The organism is Microbacterium sp. Y547 (assembly GCF_057669785.1).
The window spans coordinates 229541-247965 of the sequence record NZ_JBYHFN010000003.1 but is presented as its reverse complement, the minus strand read 5'-3'; the positions used below and the strand labels follow the sequence as shown (position 1 = coordinate 247965).

General features: G+C 70.1%; 16 protein-coding genes. 10 read left to right on the top strand and 6 right to left on the bottom strand.

Going from position 1 to position 18425, the window contains the following annotated elements:
* The first annotated feature begins 82 nt into the window (after positions 1 to 82).
* From glf to galE, 4 genes are read left to right on the top strand one after another with little or no spacing between them, the layout of a single operon-like run.
* Positions 83 to 1219 carry a UDP-galactopyranose mutase gene (gene glf, locus AC25Y0_RS06515; protein ID WP_488122055.1) on the top strand — a complete coding sequence of 379 codons (1137 nt, stop codon included), beginning with the start codon at positions 83 to 85 and terminating at the stop codon, positions 1217 to 1219.
* 24 nt (positions 1220 to 1243) lie between these two features.
* Positions 1244 to 2053 (top strand): ABC transporter permease, encoded by an 810-nt coding sequence (locus tag AC25Y0_RS06510; protein WP_488122056.1) that lies wholly within the window; start codon positions 1244 to 1246, stop codon positions 2051 to 2053.
* Positions 2053 to 2796, top strand: a complete 744-nt coding sequence (locus AC25Y0_RS06505; protein ID WP_488122057.1) for an ABC transporter ATP-binding protein — start codon at positions 2053 to 2055, stop codon at positions 2794 to 2796. Before AC25Y0_RS06510 ends, AC25Y0_RS06505 begins: the two co-directional genes overlap by 1 nt.
* 46 nt (positions 2797 to 2842) lie before the next feature.
* Positions 2843 to 3826, top strand: a complete 984-nt coding sequence (gene galE, locus AC25Y0_RS06500) for a UDP-glucose 4-epimerase GalE (RefSeq protein ID WP_488134401.1) — start codon at positions 2843 to 2845, stop codon at positions 3824 to 3826.
* Between the two features lie 7 nt (positions 3827 to 3833).
* Here galE and AC25Y0_RS06495 read toward each other — a convergent pair whose 3' ends face one another.
* From AC25Y0_RS06495 to AC25Y0_RS06480, 4 genes are read right to left on the bottom strand one after another with little or no spacing between them, the layout of a single operon-like run.
* Positions 3834 to 4826 (bottom strand): glycosyltransferase family 2 protein, encoded by a 993-nt coding sequence (locus AC25Y0_RS06495; protein WP_488122059.1) that lies wholly within the window; start codon positions 4824 to 4826, stop codon positions 3834 to 3836.
* A complete protein-coding gene (locus tag AC25Y0_RS06490) occupies positions 4823 to 6733 on the bottom strand; it encodes a glycosyltransferase (RefSeq protein WP_488122060.1) in 1911 nt (636 codons plus the stop codon). The genes AC25Y0_RS06495 and AC25Y0_RS06490 overlap by 4 nt, the downstream gene beginning before the upstream one ends.
* Positions 6734 to 6779: 46 nt before the next feature.
* Positions 6780 to 8105 (bottom strand): O-antigen ligase family protein, encoded by a 1326-nt coding sequence (locus AC25Y0_RS06485; RefSeq protein WP_488122061.1) that lies wholly within the window; start codon positions 8103 to 8105, stop codon positions 6780 to 6782.
* Entirely contained in the window at positions 8102 to 9502 is a 1401-nt protein-coding gene (locus tag AC25Y0_RS06480) for an O-antigen ligase family protein (RefSeq protein ID WP_488134400.1), read from the bottom strand. The genes AC25Y0_RS06485 and AC25Y0_RS06480 overlap by 4 nt, the downstream gene beginning before the upstream one ends.
* Positions 9503 to 9543: 41 nt before the next feature.
* Here AC25Y0_RS06480 and manA point away from each other — a divergent pair, with 41 nt between their 5' ends.
* The 4 genes from manA (at position 9544) to AC25Y0_RS06460 (ending at position 15523) form a co-directional block, all read left to right on the top strand.
* Positions 9544 to 10680, top strand: a complete 1137-nt coding sequence (gene manA / locus AC25Y0_RS06475; RefSeq protein WP_488122063.1) for a mannose-6-phosphate isomerase, class I — start codon at positions 9544 to 9546, stop codon at positions 10678 to 10680.
* A gap of 165 nt (positions 10681 to 10845) precedes the next feature.
* Positions 10846 to 11172 carry a WhiB family transcriptional regulator gene (locus AC25Y0_RS06470; protein ID WP_488122064.1) on the top strand — a complete coding sequence of 109 codons (327 nt, stop codon included), beginning with the start codon at positions 10846 to 10848 and terminating at the stop codon, positions 11170 to 11172.
* 98 nt (positions 11173 to 11270) lie between these two features.
* Positions 11271 to 14117, top strand: a complete 2847-nt coding sequence (locus AC25Y0_RS06465; protein WP_488134399.1) for a glycosyltransferase — start codon at positions 11271 to 11273, stop codon at positions 14115 to 14117.
* On the top strand, positions 14114 to 15523 hold the full coding sequence (locus AC25Y0_RS06460) for a DUF5719 family protein (RefSeq protein WP_488134398.1): 1410 nt from the start codon (positions 14114 to 14116) through the stop codon (positions 15521 to 15523). The genes AC25Y0_RS06465 and AC25Y0_RS06460 overlap by 4 nt, the downstream gene beginning before the upstream one ends.
* Positions 15524 to 15529: 6 nt before the next feature.
* Here the strand turns inward: AC25Y0_RS06460 and AC25Y0_RS06455 are convergent, their stop codons facing one another.
* The gene (locus AC25Y0_RS06455) at positions 15530 to 15970 is read right to left on the bottom strand and encodes a metallopeptidase family protein (RefSeq protein WP_488122067.1); all 441 of its coding nucleotides are present in this window, start codon (positions 15968 to 15970) and stop codon (positions 15530 to 15532) included.
* 319 nt (positions 15971 to 16289) lie between these two features.
* Between AC25Y0_RS06455 and AC25Y0_RS06450 the strand changes: the two genes are divergently transcribed.
* Positions 16290 to 16496, top strand: coding sequence for a DUF3499 family protein (locus AC25Y0_RS06450; RefSeq protein ID WP_488122068.1), 207 nt, complete (start codon positions 16290 to 16292; stop codon positions 16494 to 16496).
* Between the two features lie 28 nt (positions 16497 to 16524).
* Here AC25Y0_RS06450 and AC25Y0_RS06445 read toward each other — a convergent pair whose 3' ends face one another.
* Entirely contained in the window at positions 16525 to 17379 is an 855-nt protein-coding gene (locus AC25Y0_RS06445) for an RDD family protein (RefSeq protein WP_488122069.1), read from the bottom strand.
* Between the two features lie 16 nt (positions 17380 to 17395).
* Here AC25Y0_RS06445 and AC25Y0_RS06440 point away from each other — a divergent pair, with 16 nt between their 5' ends.
* Complete coding sequence (locus AC25Y0_RS06440) at positions 17396 to 18391, top strand: stage II sporulation protein M (RefSeq protein ID WP_488122070.1); 996 nt, start codon at positions 17396 to 17398, stop codon at positions 18389 to 18391.
* Positions 18392 to 18425: the final 34 nt, after the last annotated feature.

Sequence of the window (18425 nt, the reverse complement as noted above, 5' to 3'; positions counted from 1 at the left end):
ACGCACAGCATGACTCACCTAGACTTGGGCGGTGCGGCCGTGACCGGCCGTGTCCTCCGTTGTCAGCCGAAAGGCCACCCGCATGGATCTTCTCATCGTCGGCTCAGGCTTCTTCGGCCTCACGATCGCCGAGCGAGCGGCGGCAGCAGGCCGCAAGGTCACCGTCATCGACCGCCGTCACCACATCGGCGGCAACGCATACAGCGAGAACGAGCCCGAGACGGGCATCGAGGTGCACCGCTACGGAGCGCACCTCTTCCACACGTCGAACCCGACCGTGTGGGAGTACGTCAACCGCTTCACGCAGTTCACGAACTACGTCCACCGGGTCTACACGACCCACAAGGGCATCGTCTTTCCGCTGCCGATCAACCTCGGCACGATCAACCAGTTCTTCCAGGCCGCGTACACCCCGGACGAAGCCCGCGCGCTCGTTCAGGAGCAGGCCGGCGAGTTCGATGTGAAGAACGCCGCGAATCTCGAAGAGAAGGGCATCGCGCTCATCGGCCGTCCTCTCTACGAGGCGTTCATCCGCGACTACACCAAGAAGCAGTGGCAGACCGACCCCACCGAGCTGCCGGCCGAGGTCATCAGCCGATTGCCCGTGCGGTACACCTACGACAACCGCTACTTCAACGACACGTGGGAAGGCCTTCCCGTCGACGGCTACACCGCCTGGCTCGAGCGGATGGCCGACCACCCCAACATCGACGTGAAGCTCTCGACCGATTACTTCGACGAGACCCAGCCGCTCAACAAGCGCGACACCGTCGGCCAGGTGCCCGTCGTCTACACGGGGCCCGTCGACCGTTACTTCGACTACGCGGAGGGCTCGCTGTCGTGGCGCACGCTCGACTTCGAGCAGGAAGTGCTCTCGATCGGTGACTTCCAGGGCACATCGGTCATGAATTACGCCGACGCCGAGGTGCCGTTCACCCGCATCCACGAGTTCAAGCACTTCCACCCCGAGCGCGCCGACCGATACCCGACCGACAAGACCGTGATCGTGCGGGAGTTCTCGCGCTTCGCGACGCGCGACGACGAGCCCTACTACCCGGTCAACACCCCCGAAGACCGCGAAGGCCTGCTCGCCTACCGCGAGCTGGCGAAGGGCGAGAACGGCGTTCTCTTCGGCGGGCGACTGGGTACGTACCAATACCTCGACATGCACATGGCCATCGGCTCGGCGCTGTCGATGTGGAACAACCAGCTCGCCTGAGCGCGCGCCTCTAGACTCGACGACGTGACGTCCGCCACCGTCGGCGCCCCCGGATCCCCGCGGCGCTACCTGCACTCGCTGTGGCTGTTGTCGGCTCGCGACCTGCGCGTCCGCTATGCCACGAGTGCGCTCGGCTACCTGTGGTCGGTGCTCGACCCGCTCGTGATGAGCCTCATCTACTGGTTCGTCTTCACGCAGGTCTTCCAGCGCACCGTCGGCCAGGCGCCGTACATCGTGTTCCTCATCACGGCCCTTCTGCCGTGGGTGTGGTTCAACGCATCCGTCTCAGACTTCACCCGCGCCTTCAACAAAGATGCGCGGCTCGTGCGATCGACGGCGATTCCCCGCTCGATCTGGGTCATCCGCATCGTCCTCAGCAAGGGCGTCGAGTTCCTCTGCGCGCTCCCCGTCCTCGTGGCGTTCGTCGTCGTGGCGGCGCTCACGAGCGCGGACCCGCTCGAACTCAACTGGGGGCTCCTGCTGTTTCCCGTCGCCGTCCTGCTGCAGACGTTGCTGCTGGTCGGGGTCGGTCTTCTCATCGCCCCGCTGTGCGTGCTGTACTCCGATCTGGAGCGCACGACGAAGCTGGTCCTGCGGATGCTGTTCTACGCGTCACCCATCATCTACTCGGTGTCGGACCTGCCCGGGATCTTCCCTCAGCTCGCCGCGTTCAACCCCCTCTCAGGCATCTTCACGCTGTACCGCGTCGGGTTCTTCCCCGACGTCTGGGACACCCTGAGCGTCCTTCTCAGCGTCGCCATGTGCATCGTCCTTTTCGTCGTCGGTCTGCTCGTCTTCCGCCGGCTCGAGCGTCCCCTGCTGAAGGAGCTGTGATGGCCGCCTCCGAACTCGCCATCGAGGTGCGCGACCTCGGAGTGCGCTTCCGCCGCAACCGCCGGGGGCGCCGAAGCTTCAAAGACCTGTTCGCCGATTCGTCCCGCCGCAGTCGACCGGGGGAGTTCTGGGCGCTGCGAGACGTCAGCTTCGATGTGCTGCCGGGGGAATCGATCGGGGTCGTCGGGCGCAACGGACAGGGCAAGTCCACCCTGCTGAAGCTCGTCGCGGGCGTGATGCTCCCCGACGAGGGCAGTGTGACCGTGCACGGCGGCGTCGCTCCGCTCATCGAGATCACGGGCGGATTCGTCGGCGACCTCACGGTGCGCGAGAACGTGCGCCTGACGGCGGGTCTGCACGGAATGCCGAAAGCCGAGGTCTCGCGCCGGTTCGACGACATCATCGATTTCGCCGAGCTCGCCGACTTCGTCGACACTCCGTACAAGCACCTCAGCAACGGGATGAAGGTGCGTCTGGCCTTCTCGGTCGTGTCGCAGTTGGAAGAGCCCATCCTCCTCGTCGACGAAGTGCTGGCGGTGGGGGACAAAGCGTTCCGCGAGAAGTGCTACCGGCGTATCGACCAGCTGCTCGCCGAGGGGCGCACGCTGTTCTTCGTGTCGCACAACGAACGCGACCTTCGGCGATTCTGCGTCCGCGGTCTCTACCTCGACAAGCACGGTCTGGCGATGGACGCACCCATCGCCGAAGTGCTCGACCGATACAACGCGGACCACCCGGCGTAGGTCCTGTCACTCGGCAATGTCCTTGGAACAAGAACGGGAGCGTGGCGTGAAGATCCTCATCACCGGAGGTGCCGGCTACATCGGCAGCACCATCGCCTCGGCATGTCTCGACGCCGGAATGGCACCGGTGATCCTCGACGACCTCTCGACGGGGCGCGAAGCCTATGCTGAGGGCCGCGCGTTCTACCGGGGGGATATCGCCGATGCGGCGCTGATCGATCGGATCGTCGACGAGCACCCCGGCATCGACGCCGTCGTCCACTGTGCGGCGCGCACGGTCGTCGCGGACTCGGTCGCCGACCCGCTGGGGTACTACGACGTCAACGTCGCGCGGTCCGTCCGTCACTTCCAGCATCTGGAGCGCCACGGCATCCAGAGGATCGTCTTCAGCTCATCGGCATCCGTGTACGCGAGTGAGTTCGGGACGGGGCTCGATGAGTCAGCGCCGGTCGCCCCGGCCAGCCCGTACGCCCGAACCAAGCTGCAGGTCGAGCAGGTGCTGTCGGATGCTGCGGCCGGGGGCGCGCTCCGAGCGCTGTCGCTGCGGTACTTCAACCCGATCGGGTGCGACCCCCGTTTGCGGACCGGCCCCACCGCCGAACGGCCGACGCACGCGCTGGGCCTGCTGCTGGCCGCATGGCGCACGGGTCAGCCCTTCACCGTGACGGGCACGGACTGGCCCACACGCGACGGGTCGGGGCTGCGGGACTTCGTGCACGTGTGGGACCTCGCCCGCGCACATGTCGAAGCCGTGCGCCGGTTCGACGACGTCACCTCGTCCGAGACGCCGTCGAGGATCCTCAACGTCGGCACGGGCCACGGCACGACGGTGCGCGAACTCGTGCGCGCCTTCGAGTCCGTCGTCGGGGGCGGGTTGGACGTGCGCGAAGGACCCCGGCGCCCGGGTGACGTCGCCGGAGGCTACGCGATCGTCGACCGCGCCCATGAGGCGCTGCAGTGGCGTGCGGAGCGCACGGTCGAAGACGCGATCCGCGACGCCGTGGCGTGGGAGACGCAGCGCGCTGCCTGAACGGGCGTCAGCTCGCTGCGGTGAGCGGCTCCATCGGGCGCCACGACGCGTCGCGAGCGATCGCCCGGCCGTCCTTCAGCCCTCGGAAGAGGTTCGACGTGCCGCGCACCTTGCGCTCCACGGCGATGAGACGGATGAGTTCCTTCGCGAACGTCAGTGAGGTGCCCAGTCCGAACAGCACCGGGTTGTAGACCCCGTGCGCGCGGTAGTACTGCTTGATGATCGCGCGGTTGCGCATGATGTAGTACCGGTAGTTGTCGCTCGAGGCGTTCATGTGGCGGATGCCCATGTCCCACTGCTTGATCTCGCGCGTGCGGCGCAGGACGAATTCGTCGACGATGACCGATGTCGTCTTGCGTGATGCGAGCCAACCGTAGGTCTGGTCGTCCCAGTAGATGAAGAAGCGCGGGTCGGGAAGACCGATCTGCTCGACGATGTCGCGGTGGATGAACATGCCCTCGAAGCATCCGGAGTTCATCTCTTTGAAGCCCGAGGAGTCGAACTTCGACGGCGCGAAGGGGATCGGGATCCCCAGGCGCTCGGCGATGCGGTACTGCCAGTAGAACTCGCTGCCGTCGTAGTCGTACCGGCGGCCCTGGATGCTCTTGAAACGCGGTGCCCAGGCGCCCATCTTGGCGAGGCCGTCGGGGATCACCTCGACGTCGTCGTCCATGAGCCAGATCCAGTCCGAGCCCAGCTCGAAGGCGACGCGCATGCCTTCGCTGAAACCACCCGACCCGCCCGTGTTGGTGTCGAGCCTGCGGTAGACGAGGTCGGTGCCGACCCGTTCGCGGAACGACTCGACGACCTCGGTCGTGTCATCGGACGACGCGTTGTCGACGATCACGACGTGGCCCGGCTTGGGATCCATGCGCTCGATGCTCTCGAGCAGGCGAGTGAGCAGTCCCGAGCGGTTGAAGGTCACGATGGCGATCGTCGCCGACGCCGGGTCGAACGAGGCCGCAGAGCTGCGGACGGGGTTCTGCTCGGGAGCCGTCATGACTCGACTCCGAACGTGCGTGCCCATGCGTCGCGCGACGTGAGCTCCGGTGCGGCGGCACGGTACTGCTTCGCGAGGCGCGGCCACTCCCGGCGGAGCCGCCGGTGCAGACGGACGCTGTCCACCAGCATCCGGCGGAAGTTGGCGCGGTCGCGCGTGTAGATGTTCTTGCCGGATCCGTCGGCCGAGTTGACGAGCGCGCTGTCGTAGAGCGGCACGCGCCACCAGTGGGCATCCTGCTTGCCGAACTCGACCTCGGGCTGCGCGATGTTCTCGGGCTTCGGGGCGTGCAGCCAGTGCGCGACGATCGTCGACAGCGTGAACCAGCGCAGGCGCAGACCCGTGGGGCTGTCGAAGGTGTTGCGCACCGTCCGCTTGAAGGCGAGCCGGCCGCGCCGCGCCCGCAGGGGAACGCCGGACGCCTTGTGCACGACCGTCTCGGGGAACGACGACGCGAGCTTTCGCGCCGCCGGCATCGCCGTGGCGAGGTTCGCCCGCATGTGGGAGGGCCCCTCGAGGATGTCGCGCAGCGCTCGATGCCGAAGGGCGACGGGGTAGTACTGCATCATCATGAGGTGCTTGAGGTCGACACGACTGCTGTGCCGCAGCAGGGTGCCGCCGCCGGGCATCGAGGAATGCAGGAGTGCGGCCACGATGCGGTTTCGCGCGTGGAAGTAGGCCTGCCAGTCGATCGAGTCGTCCTTGCCCACCCACGACACGTGCCACAGGGCGACCCCGGGCATGGAAACGGTGGGGAAACCGGCATCCCTGGCGCGCAGGCAGAACTCCGCGTCATCCCACTTGATGAAGGCGGGCAGCGAGAGCCCGACTTCGCGGATCACGTCGAGCGGGATGAGGCACATCCACCAGCCGTTGTAGTCGGCATCCAGGCGCATGTGCAGCTGGGGGGACTGGCGCAGGTTGGCGACACTGAAGTCGTGCGGCAGTCGCTCCTGATAGAGCGCGCGCCACATGAAGGGCTCTTCGTCGACCACCTCGGCCCACGCGTGCAGCTTCGGGCGGTCAAGCAGATCGAACATGTGGGCGCCGACGATCGTCGGCACGGTCGCGAACTGTCCGAGCACGATCGAGCGGCGCAGGGACTCGGGCTCGATCCGCACGTCGTCATCGAGCAGCTGGACGAAGTCGCTCTCGGGCCGCTCGAGGGTCTCGAGCATCGCCCGCGCGAAACCGCCCGAGCCGCCGAGGTTCGGCTGCGTGATGACCTGCAGCGTCTCGCCGAGCGCCGCAGACACCTCGTCGTACTCGGGCTGGGCGTCCACGCGCCGATCGCCCTGGTCGATGAGGAAGATGCGGTCGACGAGTTCGAGCACGTCGGGGGCGTCGGCGAGGTTCTGCAACGTCCAGATGCAGTAGTCGGGCTTGTTGTACGTCGTGATGCCGATGGACGCCTTGCCCGTGCGGGCCGGCTCCTGCTCGGTCGTCCACTCAGCGCCTTCGAACTTCGCGTCTTCCTGGTCGGCGACGATGTCGAACCAGATGAACCCGCCGTCGCTGTACTGATCCAGCACCAGGTCGAAGCGGCTCGTCGTCGAACCTGCGACCTCTCTCGTCTCGATGCGCTGGCGCACCCCCGACCCGTTGGAGCGGTAGACGAGGATCGTGGCGTCTCCGCTCGTGCGCACCACGAGGGTCACCGCGCGCACCGGCGTCCAGTGCTGCCAGTACGAGGCGGGGAAGGCGTTGAAGTAGGTGCCGAACGACACGCGTCGGCCCGCGACGATGCGCGCCGTGTTGCGGCCGAGGATGTTGCCCAGCTGCGCGCGGCTCGATACCCGGACGGGCTCTTCATCGATCACCGACCACGTCTCGGGGTCCACATAGAGAGGAAGAAGGTCAGGGTCGCGATCCGTGGGAAAGACGACATTCTGCAGGACGTGTGTCACGTGAGAGTCTCCGGCGGTGCTTGGGGCGGCGGACCGACAGCAGATCCTACCCCGCCGCGTTCGGGGGATCCTGGACGTGCGGCAGGCTCGGCGCTGCGGACACGCCTATCCGCTCGCGCCACGAGCGGGACTGCCCCGCGCGCACGGCGCACAGAACGAGCAGCATCCACCCGATCCCGATCAGGGTGAAGCTCTCGAAGAAGGAGTCGATGAGCAGCGCGACGAGCACGAGCGGCGTCCAGGCGTAGATGACCGAGCGCCGCTCGCTCGCGTCGAGCCACGAGCGCACGAGCGCGACGCCGGCAAAGCCGAGGAACAGCACGAGCCCGACCCAGCCGAGCTGCAGCAGGACGTCGAAGTAGGCGTTGAGGCCCGTCGCGTGCGTGTCGTCGAGCAAGAAGTTGATCGAGCCGAACGGCACGCCGTCCTGCGGCCACGGGCCGTACCAGCCCCAGCCCTGCACGGGTCGCGTCCGCAAGTAGTCGACCATGACGTTCCACAGATCGACGCGCGTCGAGAAGTCGCTGCCGGCACCGAGCCACGCGATGATCGGATGCCGCAGCAGATAGCCGACGACGACGCCGACGACGACGAGCCCTCCCAGCACCCACTGCAGGGCGCCGCGCTGGGCGGGGCGGGTGTGCCGCACGAGAGCGAGCGCGCCGACGGCGACGCCGACGCCGACGGCGAGCACGAGCACGGTGGGGGAGTCGGAGAGCGCGGCGAGCATGCCGGCGAGGACGACCGAGTACAGCGACAGTCCCGCCCGCACCGACTGTGTGCGGTATTCGACGAGGAAGGTGATGAGCGCGATGACGGCCACGAAGCCCAGCATGTTGCGCGTGCCGAAGATGCCCTGCACGGGCCCGAGCTCGGCGATCGCGCCCTGCACGCCGAGAAAGCGGAACGGGATGTCCAGCAGGATGCCCGAGAGGATCTCGACGCCGAGCGAGATCGAGAGCAGCACGCGCAGCACATCGGCGACGGCTCGCACCGTCTGCAGCGTGTCGCGGATGTGACCCACGACGACGGCGAGGAAGGCGATTGCGGCGAGCGACACCCAGCCCCACCACGACTCCGCCTGGTCGAAGGCCCACAGGATGCTCACGAGCGCCCAGCCGAGGAACACCACGAGCGTCGTCGGCACGAGCCGCACGAACGAGATCTCGCGTCGACGCGCGACGAGCACCCCGCCGCCCACGATACACAGCCCCGCGACGATCGTGGCGTAGGTCACGGGGCTCATGAGCCGCTCGATCGCGAAGGACGAGAAGACCGCCGCGAGTGCGGTGAGCGTGTAGGCGCGCGCGAAAGCCGCTGAGCCCAGCAGCGCGCCGAGCCAGCGCCGCTGCGCGCTCGCGGCGGCCGTCACGACCCCTGCTTCGTCGGCTCGCCGCGCTCGATCGCCGCGCTCTGCTCGGCCGGGCCGACGCCGATGTGCGGCGACTGCTTGATCTTGAAGCCGAGCATGACCAGCAGCATCCACCCCCACAGCAGCAGCGGGGCGGACTCGGCCACGCCCTGCACGAGCAGGATCGTTCCGACGAGGGTCGGCAGCAGCGTGAGCGGCGAGTAGGGCCGGTCGGCGCGCAGATCCCACCGCGGACGGTCGACGGCGAAGAACCACGTGCGCCACACGTAGGCGAACATGACGAGCGAGAACAGCACGACCCCGACGATGCCGAGCTGCAAGTAGATGTCGATCCAGACGTTGTGCGCCTGCATGACGGTCTCGCCGTGGTCGACGATCCAGCCGTCGAATGCGGGGTCCCACGGCATCCACGGCGTCGCGAAGCCCCACCCGGCGAAGGGGCGCTCGCTTGCGCGCTCGGTGACGGCCTGCCAGATGGCTTCGCGGCCCGTCAGGTCGGAACCGCGCCCGATCGCCTCGAAAAGCCGATCGCGCAGCAGCCACAGGCCGAGCCCTCCGCCGAGACCGACGACGGCGTAGCCGATGTAGTAGCGGGTGCGCTCGCCGGGCCGGGTCGTCGTGCGCATGAGCAGCACCGTCGTCAGGACGAGCACCACCGCTGCTGCCGCGACGAATGCGGTCGCCGACGCCGCACGCACGAAGAGGAACGCCGCCAGCAGCATCCAGCCGATCAGCAGCGTGCGGCGCGGGGCGCGGGCGGCGAAGCGGATGGCGAACACGACGATCGCGAGCAGGGCGAGGGGCCCGAGCAGGTTCGCGTTGCCCATGATGCCCTGGATCCGGCCGCCGTCGAAGAGGTTGTTGCGTGACCAGTACAGGATCGGGTCGACCGGCTCATCGCGGGGCACGAACCCGGGCAGCAGCGGCACGCGCACGAAGACCGACACCCACAGTTCGAACAGCAGCGAGAGGGCGAGCGTCCATTTCAGGGCGGATGCCACGGCGCGAACCAGTTCTCGCCACGTCAGCACCGCCCCCACGAAGAACCCCTGCACGGTCGTCACGTACATCAGCAGCAGCGTCAGGGCCGTCGTCGCGGGCCACGCCGACCAGAGGATCGACGCCGTCGCCCACACGATGTATGCGACGGCGAACCACGGCAGGCGGCGCCACTGCACGGGCGGGCGCAGCAGGAACCAGAGCAGGATCGACACGAGCATGCCGCCCACACCGACGACGGCGGCGAAGAGCTCGCCGAAGGCATGCACCCATGCGGCCCCGGCGAAAGCCATGACGAGCACGAAGATGCACCAGCCGCGCAACAGCAGATGCCCGGTCTTCTCTCGGACCGGGGCTGTCGGCGGTGCCGATGCCGGATGCTTCGAATACACGGCCATCGCATACCAAGGTACTCGGTCGCGCGGATACGCTCGGGCGCATGCTCACTCTTCTGTCGAACACACCCCGCGACTACGCGTGGGGCTCGACGACGCTGCTGGCCGAGCTGCGTGGACTCGCTCCGTCGGACGCACCCGAAGCCGAGCTGTGGTTCGGTGATCACCCCGGCGCGCCGGCGCGGGCAGCTGACGGCTCGCCGCTGGACGCATGGCTCGCAGAGCGGGGAGCGCAGCCGCTGCCCTACCTGCTGAAGCTGCTGGCGGCGGCGTCGCCTCTGTCGATCCAGGCGCACCCGTCGAAGGGGCAGGCCGAAGCGGGCTTCGCGCGGGAGGAAGCGGCCGGGATCGCCCGTGATGCCGCTGAGCGCACGTATCGCGACCGCAACCACAAGCCCGAGCTGATCGTCGCCCTGAGCGACGAGTTCCACGCTCTCGTCGGCCTGCGCGCCCTGCCCGACACGCGGCGCCTCTTGGGTGAGATCGGGGACGCGACGGCGGGGCTCGCTGCGCGCCTGGACGGCTCCGTCGAGGCGACGAGCGATGCGATCGCCTGGCTGCTGTCGGATGCCGCCGCCGACGACGTCCGTGCCATCATCGGCGCCGCGCGGGCGAGGCCGGCCCGCGGTGCGTTCGCCGGTGAACTCGCGCTCGTCGCCCGCCTGGACGATGCGTATCCCGGTGACCCGGGGATCGTCGTGGCGCTGCTCATGAACCTCGTTGCACTGCGCCGCGGCGAGGGCGTCTTCGTCGCGGCCGGTGTGTTGCATGCCTACCTCGAGGGCCTCGGCGTCGAGATCATGGCCACGAGCGACAACGTGCTGCGCGGGGGTCTTACCCCCAAGCACGTGGACGTCGGCGAGCTCGTCGCGGTGCTCGACGCGCGCACAGGGCCACCGCCGATCGTGAGACCGATCACCGAGGCGCCCGGCGTCGAGCGGTACCCCGCGCCCGTGCCGGACTTCGCGCTGCGCCGGCTGCGGCCGGGCGGCGCGTCGCTCGAGGTGGGGATCGACGGCGTCGCGATCGTCCTCGCGACGGCGGGCTCGGTCACCGTCACCGCCGGGATGAGCGGCGGCTCCGTCGTGCTGAGACCAGGCGACGCTGTCCTCGTGACCGCCGACGAACGCACCCTCCGCGTCTCGGGCTCGGGGGAGATGTACGTCGCGACGCCCGCGTGATCACGCGGTTGTTACCGGAAGGCGACACGCCGTCGGCGCGTCGTGAAGGTTCAACCCGTGCATGAGGCTTTAGTATCTGCGACTTGACCGCGGCGAACTACAAGGGTGTAATTATCCCTAGCGCGGCACGATGTCGTGTGTAGGAGCCTCCGGGGGGAGAACGACATGACCGGTTCCCAGTACCGCTCTGCGGTACCCGACAACTGGTTCGTCGACCCCGTCAACCTCGGAGTGCCCGGCGTTCGCCGTGCCGTCGCAGGCGACGACGACAACCCGCTCTCGTGGCAGACCGACGCCCTCTGCTCGCAGACCGACCCCGAAGCGTTCTTCCCCGAGAAGGGCGGCTCGACCCGCGACGCCAAGCGGATCTGCACGACATGCGACGTGCGGGATCAGTGCCTCGAGTACGCGCTGCAGAACGACGAGCGCTTCGGCATCTGGGGCGGCCTCAGCGAACGCGAGCGTCGCAAGCTCAAGCGCCGGGCCGTCTGATCGGATCTCGCCCGAGCTGTCTTCCCCGGCGACGGGATCGCAGCGAACGGCGCGTGCGGCGCGACGGACGCGCGAGCCGCGCCTAGGCTGACCAGGCCATGCCCGCACGTGTCCACGCTCTTCTCGTCGTGCGCCCCGACGGCCGAACGCCCGCAGCGCACCACCTGCGACGCACCGTCGGAGCCCTCGCGGCGCAGACGCGCCCCGTCGACAGTCTGACGATCGTGATCTGCGGCACCGACCCCGGTGTCATCGAGGCGGCTCGCGATTCGCGGGCCGGCCTCGTCATCGAGGCACCGGCATCCACCCGCTTCGCCGAGGCGCTCGCGCTCGCCAAGCCCGCGCCAGGCGCGGACGCCGTGTGGCTTCTCGCCCAGGACACGACGCCGGACAAGCAGGCCCTCGCCCGCCTCGCGGGGGTGCTCGAGCGGTCGCCGTCCGTCGCGTTCGCGGCACCCAAGCTCGTGCGCGCCGATGATCGCAGCGAGATCGTGTCGCTCGGGGTGGGCATGACGCGCTTCGGACGCTCGGTCGGCCTCGCCGACGGCGAGCTCGACCAGGGCCAGCACGACGCCGCCGACGATGTGCTCGGCACCGACGTGCGCGGTGTGCTCGTGCGCGTCGACGCGTGGACCTCGATCGGAGGGCTCGACCCCGCCCTTCACGGCGCCGACGAAGGCCTCGACCTGGGCGTTCGCGCCCGGCTCGCCGATTCACGCGTCGCCCTGGCCCCCACAGCGATCGTGGCGGTCTCGAACGACGGCGTGGCCGGTCTTCCGGCGCCCGTCACACGGCAGACTCGGCGTCGCATCGCCTTCGCCGAGCGCGTCGCGCAGCTGCATCGTCGGCTCGTGTACGCCCCGCTGTGGGCGGTTCCGCTGCACTGGCTCTCGCTGCTCCCGCTCGCGCTGCTGCGCACGATCCTCCATCTCGTACGCAAGCAGCCCGCGCGCATCGGGCCGGAATGGGTTGCCTCGGCGCTGGCGATGGTGCAGTTCGCCGGCATCGCCCGCGCCCGTGCGCACCTGCGGCGCACGCGCCGACTGCCGTGGAGCCAGCTCGCCCCGTTGCGCGTCACTAATGCACAGCTGCGCGCGCGCCTCGGCGATGACCCCATCGAACCCGGCGGACGCCTGCGCGGAGATCTGCGGTTCTTCTCCGGCGGCGGGGCCTGGCTCGTGCTCGGCGCTCTCGTCGTGTCGATCGCGGCGCTTCCGATGCTGCTCGCCTGGCCCGTGCTCGGCGGCGGCGGCCTGCAGCCGCTGCGCTCGACCGTCGCGCAGCTGTGGGCAGACACGCTCTACGGCCAGCGCGGACTCGGCCTCGACACGATCGCACCCGCCGACCCGTTCGCGACGGTCATCGCCATCGTCGGCACGCTGTGGCCGGGCGATCCGTCGCGCGGCCTCGTGCTGCTGTGGCTCTTCGCCCTGCCCCTCGCAGCCCTCGGCGGCTGGTTCGCCGCGACGCGCGTCACCGACCGCGGGGTGCTCCGCGTGCTCGGCGGTGCCCTGTGGGCCCTCGCCCCGACGTTCCTCATCTCGCTCACGCAGGGCCGCCCCGCCGCCGTCATCGCGCACCTGCTGCTGCCGTGGCTGTTCTGCGCCGCCGCCGTCGCGCACCGCTCGTGGCCGGGTGCGGGGGTCGCATCCCTCGCTCTGGCCGGTGTCATCGCGTGCGCCCCGTCGCTGGCCCCGGCGCTCATCGTGCTCTGGGCCGTCACGATCGTGCTCGCGGTCGCGCTGCGCGCCGGGCGCGGTGTCGCCCGCCTGATCTGGGTGGTCGTGCCGACCGTCGCGATGGCCGGACCGCTCGTCTGGCATGCCCTGCGCACGAACGGCGCGTGGGGCCTTCTCGCCGACCCCGGCGTGCCGTGGTCAGGGCCCCAGGTCGGGCCGGATGCCGCCGGTCGCGGCCTGCTCGCCGCGGGCATCCCCACCTCCGATGTCGCGGGGTGGGCGGGATTCCTCGGCGACGCGCCGACGTGGTGGGTGCCGCTGCTGGCCGCCCCCTTGGCGATCCTCGCCCTGGCTGCACCTCTCACTCAGCGGTGGGCGGCCGGCATGACCCTGCTCGGCATCGCCGCGCTCGGCACCGGCACCGCCTTCGCCGCGGTCGGCATCTCGGTCGCGTTCGCGCAGTCCGAGGCCGTTCCGCTGTGGCCGGGCACGGGCCTGAGCCTCGCGTGGCTCGGTGTCGTCGGAGGGGCGCTCGTGACCCTTGACGCGGGCCTCGCCCCGAAGGTCGCCCTGCTGCGCGGTGGCCTCGTCGTTCTCGCGGGCGCCGGCATCGTGGCGCTCGCCGTGCCCGCGCTCACCTCGGTCACCCGCGACACGACGCTGCTCACCAACGGGCCCGCGAGCACCCTTCCCGCATACGTCGCGGCGCGCGGCGCGGACGACCCCGACGTCGGCACGTTCGTGCTGACCCCGCAGAACTCCGGCGCCCTGTCGGCGCGGGTCGTGTGGGGCGGCAGCGAGACGCTCGGCGCGCAGAGCACGGTGCTCGCGACCCGCACCGAACCGTCGGAGCAGGACCGGCAGATCGCCCAGCTCGCCGCCGGTCTCACGACCGGCGCAGCCGATGACCCCGTCGCCCAGCTCGCGTCACGCGGCGTGAGCTTCGTGCTGCTCGCGCACGGCGCCGAACCCGAATCCGACGCGGCCCGCGCGTTCCGCCTCGCCGCCGAGTCTGCCATCGACCAGCGTGAAGACCTCGAAGCCGTCGGCGAGACCGCGCGCGGCTCGCTGTGGCGGGTCGAACTCGACGTCGCGCCGCGGCCCGAACCCGGCGAATCCGTGGATCGGACGTCGGGCGGGATCTTCGCCGTGCAGCTCGCGCTCGTCGCGATCGCCGTGCTGCTTGCCGCACCGACCGCCGCATCGCGCCGTGACGCACGACGCACGCCGCGCGTCGTCGGACCGCACTGGGAGGAGGGCCGATGAGCGATCGCCGCTTCTTCCGCTGGGCGTCCACGAGCGCCCGGATGCTGGCCGGCACCGTCGTCGCCGCGACGGCCGTCGTCGCCGTCGCGACCGCCGTGACGCTGCCCTGGCCGACGCTCGAGCGCGAACCCGTCGCCATCACGGCCAAGCCCGCGCCCGCCGACACCGTCATCTCGTGCGCGGGCGGTCTGCTCGCCCTCGGGCGAGACCTCGACGCACCGAGCGAACTCGCCCTCGCAGCGGCGCAGAGCGTGACGGTCGGAGGGCTCCCTGGCACGCCGCAGCCCGAGGCGCGGATGCTGACGGGCGTCGCACCCGGCGCAAGCCCCGAGGCCTACACGGCGCCCCCGCAGGGCGACCAGCGCACCGACATCGCGGCCTCGGGCTCGATGCTGGCCGACGCCGACGATCTGGCCGGGTTCGCGGCATCCGCGTGCCGGCCGCCGCTCATGGAGTCGTGGATCGTCGCAGGATCAGCTGCGACGGGATCGGCGGACTTCGTTCTGCTGTCCAACCCCGGAACGGTCGCAGCGACCGTCCAGCTCACGGTCTACGGCGCGACGGGTCCGGACACGCCCCCGGGCGGCGCGGACCTCGTCGTCGCCGCCGGCGCGCAGCGCGCCGTGCCGCTGGCGGGCCTCGCGCGCGGCGAGACGAGCCCCGTCGTGCGGGTGAGCGCGGTCGGCGCCCCCGTGCAGGCCTCGGTGCAGTCGAGCCTGACGCGCGTGCTCGAACCCGTCGGCGCCGACCAGACCGGCGGAGTCGGCGCGACCGCGACCGTCCAGCGCATCCTGGGTGTCGTCGTGACCGAGTCCGACGTGGCGAGCCCGATCGGCGCCGGGACGATCCTGCGCGTGCTGGCGCCCAGCGCCGACGCCGAGGCGACCGTCATGGTGCGCGCCGTGGGCGGCGACCAGCAGATGCTCGAGCCCCTCGTCGTGCCGCTTGCGGCCGGTGTGCCGACCGAGGTCGGCCTCGGTGGGCTCGCCGAAGGAGAGTACGACGTCGAGGTCCTCGCGGACTCACCCGTCGTCGCCGGCCTGTGGCAGGCGTCGGGCTTCGGTGCGGGGTCCGACTTCGCCTGGCTTCTGCCCTCGCCCGAGATCACGGTGCCGAGCCTGTTCGCCGTGCCCGACGGTCCGCCGGCCCAGCTCACGGTCGCCAACCCCGGCGGCGAGCCCGTGGCTGTCATGGTGGCTGAGAGCACCGGTTCGTCGGCCCAGGAGCTGGTGCTCGATGGCGGTGGGAGCGTGACGCTGAGCGTGCAGTCGCGCACGGTCTACACGCTCGACAGCGGCGGTGCCCCCGTGCTCGCGGCGGTCACGATGAGCGGACCGGGCGCGCTCGCCGGATTCCCGGTGTGGCCCGCAGACGCCGCCGCACCCGCTGTCCGCGTGTACCCCTGACGCCGGTCAGAAGAAGCGGAAACGCTCGGGGCCGAGATCCCACGGATCGCGGTCGAGGTACTCGGCCGCCGCGCGGAACACCGCGCTCTCGATCATCATGCGGCGGTGCAGTTCATCGTCGCGGTGCAGGTGGCTGAGCCGCTCGATCGGCAGCCGGAAGAGAATGATCCGCTTGTCGGCGCCCAGCACGAGCCATCGCGGGATCCCGTCGGCATCGGATGCCGCGGGCATGTCAGCGATCTCGAAGCTGACCTCGCGCAGCTCGGGCCAGGCCGACCGCAGAAACTCCGCCGCCGTTCCGACCGCGAGGTCGAAGCGCTCGACGCGTGTGTCGAGCGGGGGAAGCGGCGGCCGAACGACGGCGCTGCGTCCGAGGCGCCCGTGCCGGCCGTGACGTGCCGGACGACGGGCAGGCTTCGACACACTCGAGGAACGACGCCATGCCATGCGCCCCATCCTATGGCGGCCGTGCGGGGGTGGGCTTATCGTCATCCCGCCGCGGGCGGCGGTTCATGTGCCTCACTCTGCTGCCGGGCCGCTGGTTCGGCAGCGTTCTGTGACAACTGAACGACGGATGCCGTGGCGAGGGCGGTCCTCCCGAGGTTCACATGTCTCACTTTGCGCCCCGAGGCGTGCATCGTCGACGTTCTGCGACACATGAACGTCGTGTGACGCCTGCACGGGGAGATGGACGTCGGGGAGCCCGGGCCTCGCGGCGCGGCGCGGCATCCGGAATCGGCGTCGGGGCGCGACTAGTGTCGGAGCGATGCGCGAGAGACTCTGCTCCAAGGTGGGATGCGCCCGCGAGGCTGTGTCGACCCTGACGTACGACTACAACGACCAGATGGCGGCGGTCGGTCCGCTCGGGGCGTCGGGTGACCCGCACGCGCACGATCTCTGTGCGATCCACACCGATCGGCTGTCGGTGCCGAAGGGCTGGGTCGTCGTGCGGCACGAGACGCTCCGCGGCTGATCCGCAGCGGATGCCCCCACTCGCGGGATCAGCGGACGGGGAAGCCGCGCGGGACCACGGGGGCGCCGGAGGCGAGGGCCGCGACGCGCTGATCCTCGAGCACGAGCGCCCGCAGTTCACGGTCACGCCGGAGTGCGGCGACGCCGCACACGAACGACTCGGGGTCCACGGGCGGCACGGGTGAGACGTAGGCCGCCGCCTCGGACGCGAGGGATGCAGCCAGGCGTGCCCGCGCCGGAGGCTCGATCTCGGGAGCCTGTCGCGCGAATTGCGCGATGCGCCGCGCGAGCCGGTCGGGCAGGCGGGCGACGTCGGCGACGGCTCCCCACTCGGCGAGGGCGGGCGGGAGGCCCGGCGCGGGGGCGGGGAGGCGCGGCGTGCGGGTGCGCTCGGAATAGGTGCCGGCGAGCAGGTCGCCGAGGCGCTGCGACCGCGGCGTGAACGCGCCCACGATCGCGGCGAGCCCTCCGAAGGTGAACCACAGCTCGAGCACGCCGACGAGCGCGCGGATGAATGCCTGACGGAACCCTGTCGCGCCGCCGTCGGTGCGCACGATCCGCCCACCGACGGCGAGCTTGCCGAGGCTGCGTCCGCGCGTGAACGTCTCGACGGCCGTCGGGATCACGACCAGCACGAGGACGACCATCGCGATCGTCACCATCTGTGCTGCCGAGTCGCCGAAGAGGTCGATCCCGAACAGGAACGTCGCGACGAGGAAGAACGTGAGCAGCAGTACGAGCCCCACGACGATGTCGATGAGCGCGCCGAGCGCGCGCAGAAAGAACCCGACGGGCTGCACGTCGAGGGCGACGGCCTCGCCCGTGAGCACTTCGTCCTGGTGGATCGTCGTCATCCGGGAGTCGGGCGCGACGGTCGGAGGCATGCGTACAGTTAACCGCATGGACCTCGACGCCCTCACAGCCGCACGCCGGCAGGAATGGGAGCGTCTCGACGAGCTGAGCCGGGCCCGTCGGCTGAGCGGTGCGCAGGCCGATGAACTCGTCGCGCGCTATCAGGCCGCATCCGCCGATCTGGCCGATCTGAAGACCTCGGCGGGCCGCACACCGCAGGGCGATCTCGTCTCGACGATCCTCTCGCGTGCCCGGCTTGCGCTGACGGGCACGCCCGAGAACGTGCTGAAGCAGATCCCACGGTTCTTCGCGCTGCAGCTTCCGGCGGCGCTCTACCGCGTGCGCTGGACGACCCTCGTCATCGCGCTCGGCTTCATCGCGATCGGCACCCTCGTGGCGTTCTGGGTCTCGTCCGACCCCGCCCTCATCGCGACCCTCGGGCCTCAGCTGCAGCTCGAGGAGTATGCCGAGAACGACTTCACCGCCTACTACAGCGAGAACCCCGCGGCGGTGTTCGCGGGCACCGTCTGGACCAACAACGCGTGGATCGCGGCGCAATGCGTCATGTTCGGCATCACGGGGATCTGGCCGCTCATGGTGCTCGTGCAGAACGCGATCGGCGTCGGCACGGCGGCCGCGATCATGCTGGCGTTCGACCGCGGCGATGTCTTCCTGCTGTACATCCTTCCGCACGGCCTCCTCGAGCTGACGTGCATCTTCGTCGCCGGGGCCGCAGGGCTGCACATCTTCTGGGCCTGGGTGGCGCCCGGGCGGCAGTCCCGTGGCGCCGCGCTCGCCGCGGCGGGGCGCTCGCTCGCGACGATCGCGATCGGGCTCGTCCTCGCGCTCGCCGTGGCGGGTCTCATCGAGGGCTTCGTGACGGCGCAGCCGTGGCCCTGGCCGCTCAAGATCGGCATCGGCGCGCTCGCGCTCGCGGCCTTCGTGTTCTACATGGTCGTCGTCGGCGGTCGCGCCGCCCGCCGAGGTGAGTCGGGCGATCTCACCGAGTATGAAACGGGCACGCCGACCCTCGTCGCGGGATGATGCCTTACTTTGAATAACTCAAAATAAAGCGCTA